This window comes from Billgrantia sp. NRB1, assembly GCF_056921725.1.
The window spans coordinates 1,581,166-1,594,711 of sequence record NZ_CM167783.1; the positions used below are offsets into that span (position 1 = coordinate 1,581,166).

Annotated in this window: 16 protein-coding genes; 7 read left to right on the forward strand and 9 right to left on the reverse strand. The window is 66.6% G+C overall.

Translation table 11 applies throughout. From position 1 onward, the window contains the following. Positions 1 to 158 precede the first annotated feature (158 nt). The 5 genes from rfaH to ACZIYR_RS07145 all read left to right on the forward strand — a co-directional run bounded on the left by rfaH (position 159) and on the right by ACZIYR_RS07145 (position 3,231). On the forward strand, positions 159 to 695 hold the full coding sequence (gene rfaH / locus ACZIYR_RS07125; protein WP_483528700.1) for a transcription/translation regulatory transformer protein RfaH: 537 nt from the start codon (positions 159 to 161) through the stop codon (positions 693 to 695). A 35-nt stretch (positions 696 to 730) separates the two neighbouring features. Then, positions 731 to 1,219 carry an FKBP-type peptidyl-prolyl cis-trans isomerase gene (locus ACZIYR_RS07130; RefSeq protein ID WP_483528701.1) on the forward strand — a complete coding sequence of 163 codons (489 nt, stop codon included), beginning with the start codon at positions 731 to 733 and terminating at the stop codon, positions 1,217 to 1,219. 149 nt (positions 1,220 to 1,368) lie between these two features. Next, positions 1,369 to 1,482 (forward strand): cytochrome c oxidase subunit CcoM, encoded by a 114-nt coding sequence (gene ccoM / locus ACZIYR_RS07135; protein WP_309674856.1) that lies wholly within the window; start codon positions 1,369 to 1,371, stop codon positions 1,480 to 1,482. Between the two features lie 133 nt (positions 1,483 to 1,615). Further along, complete coding sequence (locus tag ACZIYR_RS07140) at positions 1,616 to 2,107, forward strand: hypothetical protein (protein ID WP_483528702.1); 492 nt, start codon at positions 1,616 to 1,618, stop codon at positions 2,105 to 2,107. Continuing rightward, entirely contained in the window at positions 2,104 to 3,231 is a 1,128-nt protein-coding gene (locus ACZIYR_RS07145) for a GGDEF domain-containing protein (protein ID WP_483528703.1), read from the forward strand. The genes ACZIYR_RS07140 and ACZIYR_RS07145 overlap by 4 nt, the downstream gene beginning before the upstream one ends. Here ACZIYR_RS07145 and ACZIYR_RS07150 read toward each other — a convergent pair. Together ACZIYR_RS07150 and ACZIYR_RS07155 are read right to left on the reverse strand one after the other, a co-directional pair. Beyond that, positions 3,228 to 3,947, reverse strand: a complete 720-nt coding sequence (locus ACZIYR_RS07150; protein ID WP_483528704.1) for a lytic transglycosylase domain-containing protein — start codon at positions 3,945 to 3,947, stop codon at positions 3,228 to 3,230. The genes ACZIYR_RS07145 and ACZIYR_RS07150 overlap by 4 nt on opposite strands. Next, entirely contained in the window at positions 3,886 to 5,607 is a 1,722-nt protein-coding gene (locus ACZIYR_RS07155; protein ID WP_483528705.1) for a proline--tRNA ligase, read from the reverse strand. Before ACZIYR_RS07155 ends, ACZIYR_RS07150 begins: the two co-directional genes overlap by 62 nt. 219 nt (positions 5,608 to 5,826) lie before the next feature. Between ACZIYR_RS07155 and ACZIYR_RS07160 the strand changes: the two genes are divergently transcribed. Next, positions 5,827 to 6,300 carry a hypothetical protein gene (locus ACZIYR_RS07160; protein WP_473033070.1) on the forward strand — a complete coding sequence of 158 codons (474 nt, stop codon included), beginning with the start codon at positions 5,827 to 5,829 and terminating at the stop codon, positions 6,298 to 6,300. Between the two features lie 58 nt (positions 6,301 to 6,358). Here ACZIYR_RS07160 and ACZIYR_RS07165 read toward each other — a convergent pair whose 3' ends face one another. Together ACZIYR_RS07165 and ACZIYR_RS07170 are read right to left on the reverse strand one after the other, a co-directional pair. Next, the gene (locus ACZIYR_RS07165) at positions 6,359 to 6,955 is read right to left on the reverse strand and encodes a GNAT family N-acetyltransferase (RefSeq protein WP_483528706.1); all 597 of its coding nucleotides are present in this window, start codon (positions 6,953 to 6,955) and stop codon (positions 6,359 to 6,361) included. 86 nt (positions 6,956 to 7,041) lie between these two features. Further along, the gene (locus tag ACZIYR_RS07170; protein WP_483528707.1) at positions 7,042 to 8,241 is read right to left on the reverse strand and encodes a benzoate/H(+) symporter BenE family transporter; all 1,200 of its coding nucleotides are present in this window, start codon (positions 8,239 to 8,241) and stop codon (positions 7,042 to 7,044) included. Between the two features lie 118 nt (positions 8,242 to 8,359). Between ACZIYR_RS07170 and ACZIYR_RS07175 the strand changes: the two genes are divergently transcribed. Continuing rightward, the gene (locus ACZIYR_RS07175; protein ID WP_483528708.1) at positions 8,360 to 8,932 is read left to right on the forward strand and encodes a helix-turn-helix domain-containing protein; all 573 of its coding nucleotides are present in this window, start codon (positions 8,360 to 8,362) and stop codon (positions 8,930 to 8,932) included. 43 nt (positions 8,933 to 8,975) lie between these two features. Here ACZIYR_RS07175 and ACZIYR_RS07180 read toward each other — a convergent pair whose 3' ends face one another. From ACZIYR_RS07180 to ACZIYR_RS07200, 5 genes are all read right to left on the reverse strand, one after another. Continuing rightward, a complete protein-coding gene (locus tag ACZIYR_RS07180) occupies positions 8,976 to 9,752 on the reverse strand; it encodes a DUF3307 domain-containing protein (protein ID WP_473033074.1) in 777 nt (258 codons plus the stop codon). Continuing rightward, a complete protein-coding gene (locus ACZIYR_RS07185; RefSeq protein WP_473033075.1) occupies positions 9,749 to 10,396 on the reverse strand; it encodes a hypothetical protein in 648 nt (215 codons plus the stop codon). The genes ACZIYR_RS07180 and ACZIYR_RS07185 overlap by 4 nt, the downstream gene beginning before the upstream one ends. Before the next feature lie 113 nt (positions 10,397 to 10,509). Beyond that, complete coding sequence (locus tag ACZIYR_RS07190) at positions 10,510 to 11,688, reverse strand: vWA domain-containing protein (protein WP_473033076.1); 1,179 nt, start codon at positions 11,686 to 11,688, stop codon at positions 10,510 to 10,512. A 3-nt stretch (positions 11,689 to 11,691) separates the two neighbouring features. Then, a complete protein-coding gene (locus ACZIYR_RS07195) occupies positions 11,692 to 12,546 on the reverse strand; it encodes an AAA family ATPase (protein ID WP_473033077.1) in 855 nt (284 codons plus the stop codon). A gap of 105 nt (positions 12,547 to 12,651) precedes the next feature. Next, positions 12,652 to 13,533, reverse strand: a complete 882-nt coding sequence (locus ACZIYR_RS07200; protein WP_483528709.1) for an NAD(P)-dependent oxidoreductase — start codon at positions 13,531 to 13,533, stop codon at positions 12,652 to 12,654. Between the last annotated feature and the right edge of the window lie 13 nt (positions 13,534 to 13,546).

The window sequence follows — 13,546 nt, forward strand, 5'->3', positions numbered from 1 at the left end:
CGCTAAGTCGCTCCTGGCAGCTGGCCGGCCGCTGCCTGACAGAGATGATAGAATTACCTTGCAGCCGACACGGCGAGTGGCCAGGCGACGGCCGATCGATTGTTGCAGAGCAGCGCCATCGATTCCAGCAGGATATCCCGACTAGGTAGGAGCCCGTCATGAGCGATTCCCAGTGCCTCCCCAGCGATCTCGATGACGACGGCCTGCCGCGCTGGTACGTGGTCCAGTGCAAGGGAGGAGAGACCTTTCGCGCGGCAGAGAATCTGGGTAACCAGGACTACGAGCTGTTTCATCCGATCCTGGAGGTGCAGAAGAAGCGGCGGGGCAAGCTGCTGTGGGTGAGCGAGCCGCTGTTTCCCCACTACCTGTTCATTCGTTTGGATCGCCTGGCCAGCAACTGGCGGCCGATCCGCTCTACCCGCGGTGTGCTCAAGATCGTCACCTTCGGCGACCGTCCGCTGCCGGTGGATGACGCCCTGATCGAGACGCTTCGCCAGCATGGCAGCGACGGAGACGGCGCCAACGTCTATTTTCGTGCCGGCGAGACCGTTGAGATCACCGAGGGGCCTTTCAAGGACCTTCAGGCAGTCTTTGCCAGCCACAAGGGTGATGAACGAGCCGTCGTGCTGCTCAGTCTTCTGCACCGCCAGCAGCGGCTGGAGATGCCCGTGGCGCACCTGCGCGCCCAGCGCTGACGTCATCCGTCCTATCCCTATCAGAGGAGACCTTCATGATAATCGCCCCGCAGCGGGTCGTGACCCTGCACTACGAGCTCAGCGACGAACAGGGCCAGGTGCTCGATGACTCCCGGGCGCGAGGCAGGCCCCTGGAGTATCTGCACGGCCATGCCAACATTATGGCCGGCCTGGAGCGGGCCTTGGAGGGACGCGAGGTCGGTGCCGAGCTCAGCGTGACCTTGCAGCCCGCCGAGGCCTATGGCCAGCGCGACGAGGCGCTGGTGCAGCGACTCAGCCGTAGCGCCTTCCCGGGCGAGGCCCTCTCGCCCGGCATGCGTTTCCAGACCCCGGGGGAGGATGGGCCTGAGATCGTCACCCTCCTCGAGGTGCACGAGGAGAGCGTTCTGGCCGATACCAATCACCCCCTGGCGGGACACACCCTGAGCTACCGGCTGTCGGTGCTGTCGGTGCGCGAGGCGCGCCCTGAGGAGCTGACCCAGGGCCACCCGCTGGCGTCGGCCACGCCCGATGCGGCCCCATAGTCGTCAGTGGAAGCGCTATAAAATTGACTTGAGTCAGTTTCGCCGCCGCCCCGATGCCATCCCAGAAGCAAATTTGATGCAGGTCAGTTTTTCTTTGCCGATCCCGGGCTACAGTGCAGTCATCGCATCGGAGACGGGGAGAGCACACCATGTACTGGGATGACGCAGTAATTTTCGGCTTGGTCACCGTCGCCATGATGATCGCATTTCTTGCCGGCTGGGTCGGGTTCATCGTGCGGGATCACCGCAAGAAGAAACACTGAAGCAGCGGCATAGCAAGTCGTCAGGGGAGGGGGGATCTTCCCCCCAGTAGCCGGCCCGGTTGGGTCGGCTTTTTTTCGTGGTAGACTCTGCTCCATACAATATTACCAATAAACGACGCAGAGGGAACGAGGCATGTTGTCATCATGTCATAGGGGTGTCCGCCTTCTCGCCGGGCTCATTGCGGGTGCAAGCCTTTGGCTTACCACCGCCGCCCTGGCCAGCCCCGACCATCTGGTCCTAAAGCAGCAGGGAGAGCGGTCAACGTCGATCGCCATCGACGACCTGCGTGAACGCGCCGATCAGCGTTTCCATTTCTTCGACCCCTACGAGGCCGAGGAGATCGAGGTGCGCGGCCTGGTGTTCCGCGATTTTCTCGAAGCCGAATACGGCGCAGTGCCGGAGCGGCTGGCCTTCACCGCCTGGGACGACTATGAGGTGACGCTGGGCGGATGGGACGATCCCAACTGGATTCTTGTCACCCATCACGATGGCGAGGCGCTGGGGCTTCGTAATCGCGGCCCGCTGCGCCTCGTCGAGCGCGACTACGGTGATCGCGATCCTGCCAATCTGCGCAACTTCAACGATTGGGTGTGGATGATCCGCAGCATCGAGGCGGTGCCGTGAAACCCGCCCTGCCGTGGCGGCGGCATGTGGGCTGGCTATGGCTCAGCCTGATGAGCTTCACGGCCCTGATTCTGCTGATCACCTACGAAACGCGCTGGGTGCATCCCGAGATTCATGCCTACTTCAGCCAGTCCGGCAACTTGACCGGTCAGCAACTGGCCACGCGCTCCCGAGGGTATCTGCAAGAGAGCCTCGGCCTGCTGCTCGAGGAGGCCGACGAGCCGACCAGCCTCGAACGGGCTCTGTTCCGTCTCGAGCTCGCCTACAGCCTTTTCGATATCGGCCTGTATCGCCGCGAGTATGCCTGCACCGAGCCCAGTCTTGCCCGGCTTGACCGCCTGGGGCAGCGGCTGCAGGCCGGCGAGGTGCCGACCCCGGCCGAGCTCAATCATCGCCTGTTGGCTCCGATCGGCTGCCTCACCGAGATCGAGATGGGGCAGCTCGACCGTCGTGGCCTGGCAACCAATCAGTTTGTCGAGGAAACTCGGCGTCACCAGACCCTGGTGCTGCTCGGCAGTCTGCTCATCTATGTGCTGGGGATCGTCTTTTGGTGGATGCACGAGCGCCAGCGGCGAAGCGCCGAACAGGCGACGCAAGAAAGCCTGAGGTGGATGTCCCGGGCCATGCTCGATCCGCTGACCGGCGTGGGCAACCGCAGTGCGCTGCATGAGGCGATCCTACAGCGGGAGGGGCGTCCAGTGGGGCTGCTGCTGATCGATATCGATTTCTTCAAGCAGTACAACGATGCCCTGGGACATCCCGACGGCGACCAGTTGCTGCGTCGCCTGGCCATGCTGATCGACGACTCCCTGGCCGGGCAGGCGCGGCTCTATCGCATGGGAGGCGACGAGTTCGCCGCGCTGCTGGACTGCCGTGACAACGCCGCCCTGGAAGTGTACTGCCAGAGACTGACCGAGCAGGTGGGCGAGGCGGCCCTCGACCATCCGACCCACCCCCATGCGCAGCGCGTCACCCTGAGCATCGGCGCAGCGCGCTTCATCGCCGGCGAGTCGGGTTTTGCCCTGGGCTATGCCGCCGCCGATCAGGCGCTGTATCGGGTCAAGGGCAAGGGACGCAACGGCTGGGAGCTGGCGGTGATCGAAGCGGCCGCCGGCAACGCCTAATCGGCGACCAGGACGCGACCACCTGTGGGCGACTGCCGCCAGTGCCGTGTCCAGGCGTCCATCACGCGTTCCGGATACCAGGTCTGGCCGCGGCTGCCGTTGTAGCGGGCCAGCGCTCGGGTCAGGTCGCCGCGCTCAACCGCCAGGTAGTGGGCGAGGATGGTGGTGCCATAGCGCAGGTTGAGCCACGGATCCTGGAGCTCGTCGGCGGGCCGCCCCAGCTCGCGGATCCAGAACGGCATGATCTGCATCAGCCCCACCGCACCGGCGGAAGAGACGGCGTCGGGGCGAAAGGCGCTCTCCACCTCGATCACCGCCAGTACAATCTCTGGCGGTAGCCCGGCGAGTCGCGCCTCGTGGTAGATGCGGTGCAGCAGGGCGTCGCGCAGCGCCTGGTCATCGACGAAGCGCGCCAGGCTAGGGGCCATGTCGTTCATCCACTGGCGGGCGGCCCAGATCTCGGCGGCCGGCAGGCGGGCGCCGTGCAGCTCGTCCAGGGTTCGGCGCAGGGATGCGGGGGCATCACGGACCTGCCGCGCGCTCGGGTCGGTGGGGAGCGAGGCCGGCAGCGCGCCAGCAATCTTCTCCCCGTCGCCCTGAGCGCCGGCCTGTGGGGTCAGCCAGAGGGCCGCCGCGAGCGCGGCGACGCCTCGGCTAGCGGCCCAGCGCTTCGACCAGGAAGTCCTGAATGCGCTCGGCCGGCACCATGGTGGCATCACTGTCACGACGTCCCTTGTACTCCAGCTCGCCCTTGTCCAGGCCGCGATCGCCGATCACCAGGCGGTGGGGAATGCCCATCAGCTCCTGATCGGCAAACTTGACGCCCGGGCGCAGGTCGCGGTCGTCCAGCAGCACGTCGAAGCCGGCGGCGCTGAGCGACTGGTAGAGCGTTTCAGACGCTTCGCGCACCCGCTGCGACTTGTGGGCGTTCATCGGCACCAGCGCGATCTCGAAGGGGGCAATGGCGTCGGGCCAGATGATGCCGGCAGCGTCATGGTTTTGCTCGATGGCAGCGGCGACGACCCGGGTCACCCCGATACCGTAGCAGCCCATCCAGGGGTGGGTGCCCTTGCCGCTGTCGTCGAGGACCGTGGCATTCATCGCTTCCGAATATTTCGTGCCCAGTTGGAAAACGTGGCCCACCTCGATGCCGCGCCGGATGGAGAGGGTGCCCTGGCCATCGGGCGAGGGGTCGCCTTCCACCACGTTGCGCAGGTCGGCGACCTTGGGTAGCGTCGTGTCGCGCTCCCAGTTGATGCCGAAGTAGTGCTTACCGTCGACGTTGGCGCCGGCGCCGAAGTCGCTCATCAGTGCCACGCTGCGGTCGATGACGATCGGCATATCGAGCCCCACCGGGCCCAGGGAGCCGGGGCCGGCGCCCACCGCACCACGAATCTCCTCTTCCGTGGCCATGACCAGCGGCGAGGCCACCTCGGGCAGGTGCTCGGCCTTGACGGTGTTGAGTTCGTGGTCGCCGCGCACCAGCAGTGCCACCAGGCCGCCCTCGTTGCCGTGCACCATCAGCGTCTTGATGGTCTTCTCGATGGGGAGGCCGTGCTGTTCCACCAGGGCGGCGATGGTCTTGGCGTCTGGCGTATCGACCAAGCGCAGCTCCTCGCTGGGAGCGGGGCGTTCGGGGGTGGTCCCCAGCGGCGCCGGCAGGGCCTCGGCCTTCTCGACGTTGGCGGCATAGTCGGACTCGCTGGAGAAGGCGATATCGTCCTCGCCGGACTTCGCCAGCACATGGAACTCGTGGGAGTTGTCGCCGCCGATGGCGCCGGTATCGGCGAGCACCGGACGAAAGTCCAGGCCCAGGCGAGTGAAGATGCGCGAGTAGGCGTCATACATCGCCTGGTAGGTCTCCTTCAGGGAGGCCTGGTCCAGGTGGAAGGAGTAGGCGTCCTTCATGATGAACTCGCGGGCGCGCATCACCCCGAAGCGGGGGCGGATCTCGTCGCGAAACTTGGTCTGGATCTGGTAGAAGTTGGCCGGCAACTGCTTGTAGCTGGCCAGCTCCCGGCGCATCAGATCGGTGATCACCTCTTCATGGGTTGGCCCCACACAGTAGTCGCGCTGGTGGCGATCCTTGAGACGCAGCAGCTCCGGTCCATACTGCTCCCAGCGTCCCGACTCCTGCCATAGCTCCGCGGGCTGAACGGCTGGCATCAAGACTTCCTGGGCGCCGGCGCGGTCCATCTCCTCCCGCACGATCCGCTCCACCTTGCGCAGCGTGCGCAGGCCAACCGGCAGCCAGGTGTAGAGACCTGAGGTGAGGCGACGGATCATGCCGGCGCGCAGCATCAGCTGGTGGCTGATCACTTCGGCATCGGCGGGCGTTTCCTTGAGGGTGGCGATCAACAGTTGAGTGGCGCGCATGGCTCCGGCAATTCCTCGCGATCTGACATCGGGTGTGGCCTGGGGTGGCCGCGGTTGAGGCATTGTACGGCCAAGCTGTAGCGGCGGCAAAACGCGCCTGGAAACGAAGACCCGTGGAACGGGAAAACGCTCGTATGAACGCGGGCTATGATACGCTTTGGCGATTTCGTCCCCTCGGTGCCGGACGAGGACCCTTGACCCAACGGAGACCTCTTTGCCATGAGCTCAGCCAGTATGCCCTGGTTTCACCGCGCCTTGCGCCCCCTGGTGGTAGGTGCCTCGATCAGTATGCTGGTGGCCTGCGGTGCGGCTGTCCAACCTGAAGGCAAGGGGCGGGTGAGCGGACACAGCGACCCGGCGATGGCCATCGCCGATGGCGTTGGCCTGCTGTTCTTTATCGTGCCCGGTGTGGTCGCCTACGCCATCGACTTCTCCAGCGGTACCCTTTACCTGCCCAGCGGCCACACCCGGGCTCAGGTGGATACCTTGCGGCTCGATGATGGCATGGACGTGGCGACCCTTGAGCAACTGCTCAGCGAGCAGACGGGCAAGCCGGTGGACCTCGATAGCGAGGCGCTCCAGGTGGCCGCGGTCGATAGCCTCGACGAGGCACTGGCGATGGTGCGCATGGCGGGCATTGATGACGCCGACCGCCTGGCAGGGGAAGCCTTGCCCGGGGACGACGTCCTGTAACCCCAGCCATTCCCGCTCCGCCGCCCGTTGTCGGTCACCATGCCGGCCGCCAAGAGCGTCATGGGATCACTTCCTTGAGCCAGAAGACCATGGGCTTGTCACTCTCGCTGGCCTCGCCGAGATCCTTCCAGGCGAAGGTGGTGGCGAACTCTGGGTGGCGCTCGTACCCCCGGGAGCGCCAGAAACCGTGCAGCGGCTCATAGTCGGTGGGCCGGCGGGGGTGATCCTCGGGCCGCTCCACGGCACAGAAGGCGGCGAGGGAGAAGCTCGCGTCCCGGGCATGGGCCTCCCGCTCGGCCATAAAGGCCTTGCCGATGCCGCGGCCCCGATACTCGGGTAGCAGCAGCGACTCGCCGTAGTAGAAGACCGTTTCCGGGGTGATGCCGGCGGCGGCGAAGGGGGCGCGGAATTCCGCCACCTCGTCGCTCAATGGTTGGCCGGTGGCGGCGCCCACCAGGGTCTCGCCGTCGAAGGCCAGCACGAAGAGGCTGGCCGGGTTCTCGGCGTAGCGCCCCAGGTAGGCGGCCTCGTAGGCGGGATCGCCATCGTAGAGGTAGGGAAAGTCGCGGAACACCCGGATGCGCAGCCCGGCGAGGGCCTCCAGGTGGGGGGCGATGGCCGGCCCCCGGCGGGTGGTCAAGGTCAGCCCGGTCATGACGCCTCTCTGCGGCCGGTGAAATGCCCGAACCCTAGCAGGCCGCGCTAGCGTCGCCAATTCTCCCGACGACGCGGCGTTAGGCCCTAGCGCCGCCAGGCATGCAGCCCCAGCATGGCCATTCCCGCCAGCAGGCCCCAGAAGGCGGCGCCGATGCCCAGCAGGGTGACCCCGGAGGCGGTGAACAGACAGGTGACCAGGGCGGCGTCGCGCTGCTCGGGTTCGGCCATGGCGCCGGCCAGGCCGTTGCCGATGGTGCCCAGTAGGGCCAGGCCGGCCAGGGCCATTACCAGCTCGCTGGGAAAGGCGGCGAACAGGGCGGTGACGGTGGCGCCGAAGACCCCCAGCAGCAGGTAGCCGGCGCCGGCGGCGACCCCGGCGGTATAGCGCCGGGCCGGGTCCTCGTGGGCCTCGCGGCCCAGGCAGACCGCGGCGCTGATCGCCGCCAGGTTGAGGGCGAAGCCGCCGAAGGGCGCCAGCACCAGGGTGGTGGCGCCGGTCCAGCCGATCAGCGGCGAGCTGGGAGCCGGGTAGCCGGCGGCCCGCAGTACCGTGATGCCGGGCAGGTTCTGGGTGGCCATGGTCACCACGAAGAGCGGGATGCCCACGCCGATCAGGGTCGAGAGCGAAAAGCTTGGCGCCGTGAAGACCGGCAGGGTCGGGGCCAGGGCGATGCCGTCCAGTTGCAGCTGCCCCTGGGCGGCGGTGACCACCACCCCGGTGAGCAGCACCAGCACGATGGCGTAGCGGGGCAGGAAACGCCGGCCCAGGGCATAGGCGAGCAGCATGGCCAGGGGCAGCAGCCACTGGCTCTCGAAGGTGGCGAAGAGGTCGATGCCGAAGCGCAGCAGTACCCCGGCCAGCATCGCCGCGGCCAGGGTCGGGGGAATGCGCTTGACCAGGGCGCCGAACAGGCCGGTAACGCCGCACAGGGTGATCAGCGCCGCCGAGAAGAGAAAGGCGCCGATGGCCTCTTCCATGGGCATGCCGGGCAGGCTGGTGGCCAGCAGGGCGGCCCCGGGGGTCGACCAGGCGGTGAGTACCGGCATGCGGTAGCGCAACGACAGGCCCAGGGAGGTGAGGCCCATGCCGATGCCCAGCGCCCAGAGCCAGGAGCCAATCTCTGCCTGGCTGGCGCCCGCCGCCTCGGCGGCCTGGAAGATGATCACCGCCGAGCTGCCATAACCCACCAGCACCGCCACCAGGCCGGCGGTGACGGTGGAGGGGCTGAGATCGCGCCATGGCGAGCGGCGTGATGCCTCGAATACCTGAGTCTGCGGTTGCATGGCCGATGTCTCCTGACGCGGGGCCTCTCCCCGGGTTGTGCGTTATAGCGTACAATGCCGGCACTCTAGCATTGTGCGCCATAGCGCACAATGGGAATAAATCTCACTGGAGGCTCTGATGCAGGAGATCGCCAATCATATCGCCACCCGGCTGCGCGGCCTGCGCAAGGCGCGGGGCTGGAGCCTCGATCGCGCGGCCCGGGCCACCGGGGTCAGCAAGGCGATGCTGGGACAGATCGAGCGGGGCGAGTCGAGCCCCACGGTATCGACGCTCTGGAAGATCGCCAGCGGCTTCTCGGTCTCCTTTTCGTCGCTGTTCGCCCCACCGGGAACCGATGCCGAGGAGGGGCCGGCGGGGGAGACCCGCTGGGGGCGCGACGCCGTGGGCATGCAGGCTCGGGTGCTCTTTCCCTTCGACCCCTTGCTGGGCTTCGAGATGTTCGAGATCGAGCTGGCCCCGGGGGCGGTGAGCGAGTCGTCGCCCCATGCCCGAGGGGTGGTGGAGCATATCGTGGTGGTGGAAGGCACCCTGGGGCTGACCCTGGAAGGCGAAGAGGAGCAGCGCCTGGCCCCCGGGGCGGGGCTGCGCTTCCATGCCGACCGCCATCATGTGATGCGCAACCTGGGCGAGGGGCCCCTGCGTTTTCATGACGTCATCCACTACCTGCCTGGCGCGGTCTCCGGCGCCTGAGCCTGGTACCAGGGCGTGCCTGGGCAACGGAGGCTGGGGCAGGTCAGCCCATCGTGTCCAGTATCAGCAGTCTGAGGGTCAGGCCCAGGATCAGGGTCGAGGCCACGCTGATCAGGGTGCCCAGCAGTACATACTCGGTGAGCTTGCGATCCCGGGATTCGCGCAGGTCGCCGTAGCGCAGCACCGACTTCGCCGCCAGCAGGAAACCCACCGCGGTGAGCTGGTCGAGCAGCACTAGGGTAAGCACCACCACCCGCTCCAGCATGCCGATACGCGCACCGGCCCGGGCCAGGGTGTCCCGGTCCTCGATCTCATGGCTCCAGTGCTGCATCACCATGGCGATGGCGAAGGCAAAGGGGCGGGTGACCACCAGATAGGCGACCGCCACGCCGAGCACCGGTGGCGAGGTCAGCCAGGCCGCAAGCGTGACAAGCGGTGTCAGGCTGGCGATCCATGCCAGCCAGAGGGCGCCCAGCACCAGCAGATGCAGCCCTTGGTCGAGCAGGAACCAGCGCAGCTTGCCAGGCGGCAGGTGCGCCTTGCCCAGGTCGATCAGCCAGTGGCTGCCCGCCACCGCCAGAGCCCCGGCCAGGGACAGCGCCAGCCCCGGCGTGCCGGTCATGGCCAGACTGGCGGCGGCCAGCACCGCCAGCGTCAGCGCCCCGTGTACCAGCACATGATGCAGCAGGTGGCGCGAGTGCTGCTTGTGCCGCTCGCGGTCCACGACCCAGTGATACGGCTGCAGCAGGAAATCGCCCACCAGGTGAGCCAATACCAGCGCCATCAACAGGGAGAGCGGCGCGGTGTCGACGGGCGTCATGGGCATTCGTCTCCGGTGGCCAGGCGAGCCTCGAAATGGGCCAGGGTGTCGGCCAGCAGCGGCCAGCGCGCCGCCCGCAGGCGCTTGTGTACGCTGGGCTGGCGAATGCCGAGCCGCTCGGCCATGGCCTGCTGGGAGGTCTCGCTCTCCAGGCTTAGCCTGACCACCTCGGCCGAGTAGCGCGACCAATTGGCCACCATGTCGTCCAGGTAGCGGGTCAGCAAGGCCAGGCTGCCATCGTCCGTTTCGTCGAGCAGCGCCAGCACCAGGTGCGAGCTGCCCTCGCTCAATGTATCCAGTTCATGGCCGGACCGCACGAAGGGTTCGCTGTCCGCCGTGGCAAGCCGGCCGTTCTCCGGCCAGGTTGCCGGCCCGATCGCCATCGCAATGCGCGCGTCCCAGCGTTGGTCAGCCTCGGAATTCTCGATCAGAGCCGCACGCAGGGCGATCGCCACCTCCATGGCGGTGGCGGCCCTGGGGAGGGCCAGTTGAAAACCATCGCCGCGGAAGCGTTCGCTGCGTCCGCCATGCCGGGCGGACAGCCCGGCCAGGGTTTGGTCCAGCAGTGCATAGAGCCGCTGACGATCCTCGACCTTGCGAGAGTCGATCACATCTCCGGTCAGCACGGCGATTCGCTGGGTCATGGCAAGCGCTCCGGGGAGGGTCGACTTCATCATAGCCGAAAAAGGCTATTTGGCAACCAAATAACCCTTAAGGGCTATATTTTTTCATTATCGCCCTGCAGGGCTATTAGTGTTCAGCGAGCCAGCACCCGCATGGCGTTCTCCAGCCCCTCCAGGGTCATGGGATACATGCGGTCGTCGATCAGCTGGCGGATCAGCTGAGTGGAGTGGGTGAATTCCCACGCCCGCGGTGGCATGGGGTTGAGCCAGGCCAGGCGTGGGAACTTCTCCACAAGGCGCTTGAGCCATACCGCGCCGGCCTCGTCGTTGAAGTGCTCGACGCTGCCGCCCGGGTGGGTGATTTCATAGGGTGACATAGCGGCGTCGCCAACGATCACCACCTGGTAGTCGTCGCCGTAGGTGTGCAGCACGTCCAGGGTGGGGATGCGTTCGTCGAAGCGCCGGGCATTGTGTCGCCACAGCCCCTCATAGAGGCAGTTGTGGAAGTAGTAGGGCTCCAGGTGCTTGAACTCCGAGCGTGCCGCCGAGAACAGCTCTTCGCAGGTGCGGATGTGGTCGTCCATGGAGCCGCCCACGTCGAGCAACAGCAGCACTTTAACGGCGTTATGGCGCTCCGGGCGCATCTGCACGTTGAGCAGGCCGGCGTCCCGGGCGGTCTCGCGGATGGTGGCGTCCACGTCGAACTCTTCCGCCGCCCCCTGGCGGGCAAACTTGCGAAGCCGGCGCAGCGCCATCTTGATATTGCGGGTACCCAGCTCCAGCGAATCATCGTAGTCGCGGAAGCGCCGCTCGTCCCATACCTTCACCGCCCGGCGATGGCGTGAGCCCTCCTGGCCGATGCGGATCCCCTCGGGGTTGTAGCCGTAGGCGCCGAAGGGGCTGGTGCCGCCGGTACCGATCCATTTGTTGCCGCCAGCGTGGCGCTCCTGCTGCTCCTCTAGCCGCTGCTTGAAGGTCTCGATCAGTTTCTCGAGGCCGCCCAGCGACTCGATCTTCGCCTTCTCCTCCTCGGAGAGCTGATTCTCGAACTCCCGGCGCAGCCAATCGTCGGGAATCAGCGCCTCAATGGCGGCGTCGAGGTTCTCGAGCCCCTCGAACCAGGCGGCGAAGGCGCGATCGAAGCGGTCGAAGTGGCGCTCATCCTTGACCATGACGGTGCGCGCCAGCCGATAGAAGGCCTCCATGTCGGCGAATACCACGCCGCGTTCCACCACCGCGTGTAGGTCGAGCAGTTCGCGTAGCGACACCGGCACCCCGGCGCGCTTCAGCGTTTCGAACAGGCCGATGAACATGGCTCAGCGCCTCTGGTTGCCCTGACGACGCAGCATGAAGGCCAGGCGTTCCAGGAGCTGCGTATCCTGCTCGTTCTTGACGAGTGCCCCGGCCAGCGGTGGGATGGCCTTCACCGGGTCGCGCTGGTAGAGCGCCTCCCGGGCCAGGTCGTCGGCCATCAGCAGCTTGAGCCAGTCCACCAGCTCCGAGGTGGAGGGCTTCTTCTTCAGCCCCGGGGCCTGGCGCAGTTCGAAGAATACCTCCAGCGCTTCGCCCACCAGTTTCGGGGCAATATCGGGGAAGTGGACATCGACGATGGCGGCCATGGTCTCGCGGTCGGGGAACTCGATGTAGTGGAAGAAACAGCGGCGCAGGAAGGCGTCCGGCAGCTCCTTCTCGTTGTTGGAGGTGATCACGATGATCGGCCGATGCTTGGCGGTGATGGTCTCGCCGGTCTCGTAGACATGGAATTCCATGCGATCCAGCTCCTGGAGCAGGTCATTGGGGAATTCGATGTCGGCCTTGTCGATCTCGTCGATCAGCAGCACTACGCGCTCGTCGGCGGTGAAAGCCTCCCACAGCTTGCCGGGCTTGATGTAGTTGGCGACGTTCTCCACGCCCTCCACGCCCAGCTGGGAGTCGCGTAGTCGGCTTACCGCGTCGTACTCGTAGAGGCCCTGGGCCGCCTTGGTACTGGACTTGATATGCCAGGTGAGCAGCCGGGTGCCGAGCGATGCCGCCAGCTCCTCGGCCAGCAGGGTTTTGCCGGTGCCCGGCTCGCCCTTGATCAGCAGCGGGCGCTCCAGGGTCACGGCGGCGTTCACCGCCTGCTTCAAGGCATCGGTAGCCACATAGGTAGAGGTCGAATCGAAAGCCATGGTCATGCCTCGGCAGTTAGCATCGTGTAGGGGAAGTCAAACAAGTGTACGGAAGGGTGGGGCGGGGGACAAATGGTCATGTCTCCCATTTCCTCCATTCCGGCGTCATGGCCTACGGCGATACGCCTCCACCAGAATCGCCGGGTCGTGCTCGGCGTGTCCGCGGTTGGCATGGGTGCGCATCAGCTGGGCGGCGAGGGCGCTCATGGGGGTGGCACTACCGGCGCGCTGGCTCTGAGCCACGGCCATGTCCAGGTCCTTGAGCAGGGTACGCAGGTGCCAGGGCGGGTCGGCGAAGTCGCTCGCCGCCATGCGCGGGGTGAGGATCTGAAAGGGCTTGGAGTCGGCGAAGCCACCGGCCAGGGCGTTGGCGAGCCGGCCGGCCTCCACGCCGCTGGCCTCCGCCAGCGCCACCATCTCGGCGATCACTGCCGACTGGCAGCCGACGATCATCTGGTTGCAGACCTTGGTGACCTGGCCGGCGCCCACCGGGCCCATATGGGTCACCCGCGCGGCCAGGGGCGCCAGCAGCGGGCGGATCGCCTCCAGGTCGGTATGCTCGCCGCCGCACATGATCGCCAGGCTGCCCGCCTCGGCGCCGGCGACGCCTCCGGAGACCGGGCAGTCAATCCAGGACATGCCGCAGTTCTCCCCAAGCCGGGCGGCGAAGTCCCGGGTGGCAGACGGGTCGCTGCTGGAGAAGTCGATCAGCCGCTGGTCGGCGCGGCCATGGGCAGCCACCCCGTAGGCGCCGAAGACGACGTCCTCGACCACGGCGGTATTGGCCAGGCACAGCATCACCACGTCCACGGCGTCGACCAGCTCCGCAATGCTATGGGCCTGACGTGCACCGGCGGCCACCACGCCTGCGGCCTTGTCCGGTGAGCGATTCCAAACGGTGACCTCGAAGCCGGCGTTAAGCAGGCGCCGTGTCATGGGATCGCCCATCAAGCCGATACCAATAAAACCGAGGCGGGGGGAAGTCATGTGCGAGTCTCCA

What these genes read in the sequence shown, in the direction of transcription:
- ACZIYR_RS07165 (WP_483528706.1), bottom strand. Translation starts at nt 6,955, where the DNA reads ATGACCGGGCTGACCTTGACCACCCGCCGGGGGCCGGCCATCGCCCCC.
- ccoM (WP_309674856.1), top strand. Translation starts at nt 1,369, where the DNA reads ATGTACTGGGATGACGCAGTAATTTTCGGCTTGGTCACCGTCGCCATG.
- ACZIYR_RS07200 (WP_483528709.1), bottom strand. Translation starts at nt 13,533, where the DNA reads ATGACTTCCCCCCGCCTCGGTTTTATTGGTATCGGCTTGATGGGCGAT.
- ACZIYR_RS07155 (WP_483528705.1), bottom strand. Translation starts at nt 5,607, where the DNA reads ATGCGCGCCACTCAACTGTTGATCGCCACCCTCAAGGAAACGCCCGCC.
- rfaH (WP_483528700.1), top strand. Translation starts at nt 159, where the DNA reads ATGAGCGATTCCCAGTGCCTCCCCAGCGATCTCGATGACGACGGCCTG.
- ACZIYR_RS07130 (WP_483528701.1), top strand. Translation starts at nt 731, where the DNA reads ATGATAATCGCCCCGCAGCGGGTCGTGACCCTGCACTACGAGCTCAGC.
- ACZIYR_RS07185 (WP_473033075.1), bottom strand. Translation starts at nt 10,396, where the DNA reads ATGACCCAGCGAATCGCCGTGCTGACCGGAGATGTGATCGACTCTCGC.
- ACZIYR_RS07170 (WP_483528707.1), bottom strand. Translation starts at nt 8,241, where the DNA reads ATGCAACCGCAGACTCAGGTATTCGAGGCATCACGCCGCTCGCCATGG.
- ACZIYR_RS07190 (WP_473033076.1), bottom strand. Translation starts at nt 11,688, where the DNA reads ATGTTCATCGGCCTGTTCGAAACGCTGAAGCGCGCCGGGGTGCCGGTG.
- ACZIYR_RS07195 (WP_473033077.1), bottom strand. Translation starts at nt 12,546, where the DNA reads ATGGCTTTCGATTCGACCTCTACCTATGTGGCTACCGATGCCTTGAAG.
- ACZIYR_RS07180 (WP_473033074.1), bottom strand. Translation starts at nt 9,752, where the DNA reads ATGACGCCCGTCGACACCGCGCCGCTCTCCCTGTTGATGGCGCTGGTA.
- ACZIYR_RS07140 (WP_483528702.1), top strand. Translation starts at nt 1,616, where the DNA reads ATGTTGTCATCATGTCATAGGGGTGTCCGCCTTCTCGCCGGGCTCATT.
- ACZIYR_RS07175 (WP_483528708.1), top strand. Translation starts at nt 8,360, where the DNA reads ATGCAGGAGATCGCCAATCATATCGCCACCCGGCTGCGCGGCCTGCGC.
- ACZIYR_RS07160 (WP_473033070.1), top strand. Translation starts at nt 5,827, where the DNA reads ATGAGCTCAGCCAGTATGCCCTGGTTTCACCGCGCCTTGCGCCCCCTG.
- ACZIYR_RS07150 (WP_483528704.1), bottom strand. Translation starts at nt 3,947, where the DNA reads ATGCCACCATGGTGCCGGCCGAGCGCATTCAGGACTTCCTGGTCGAAG.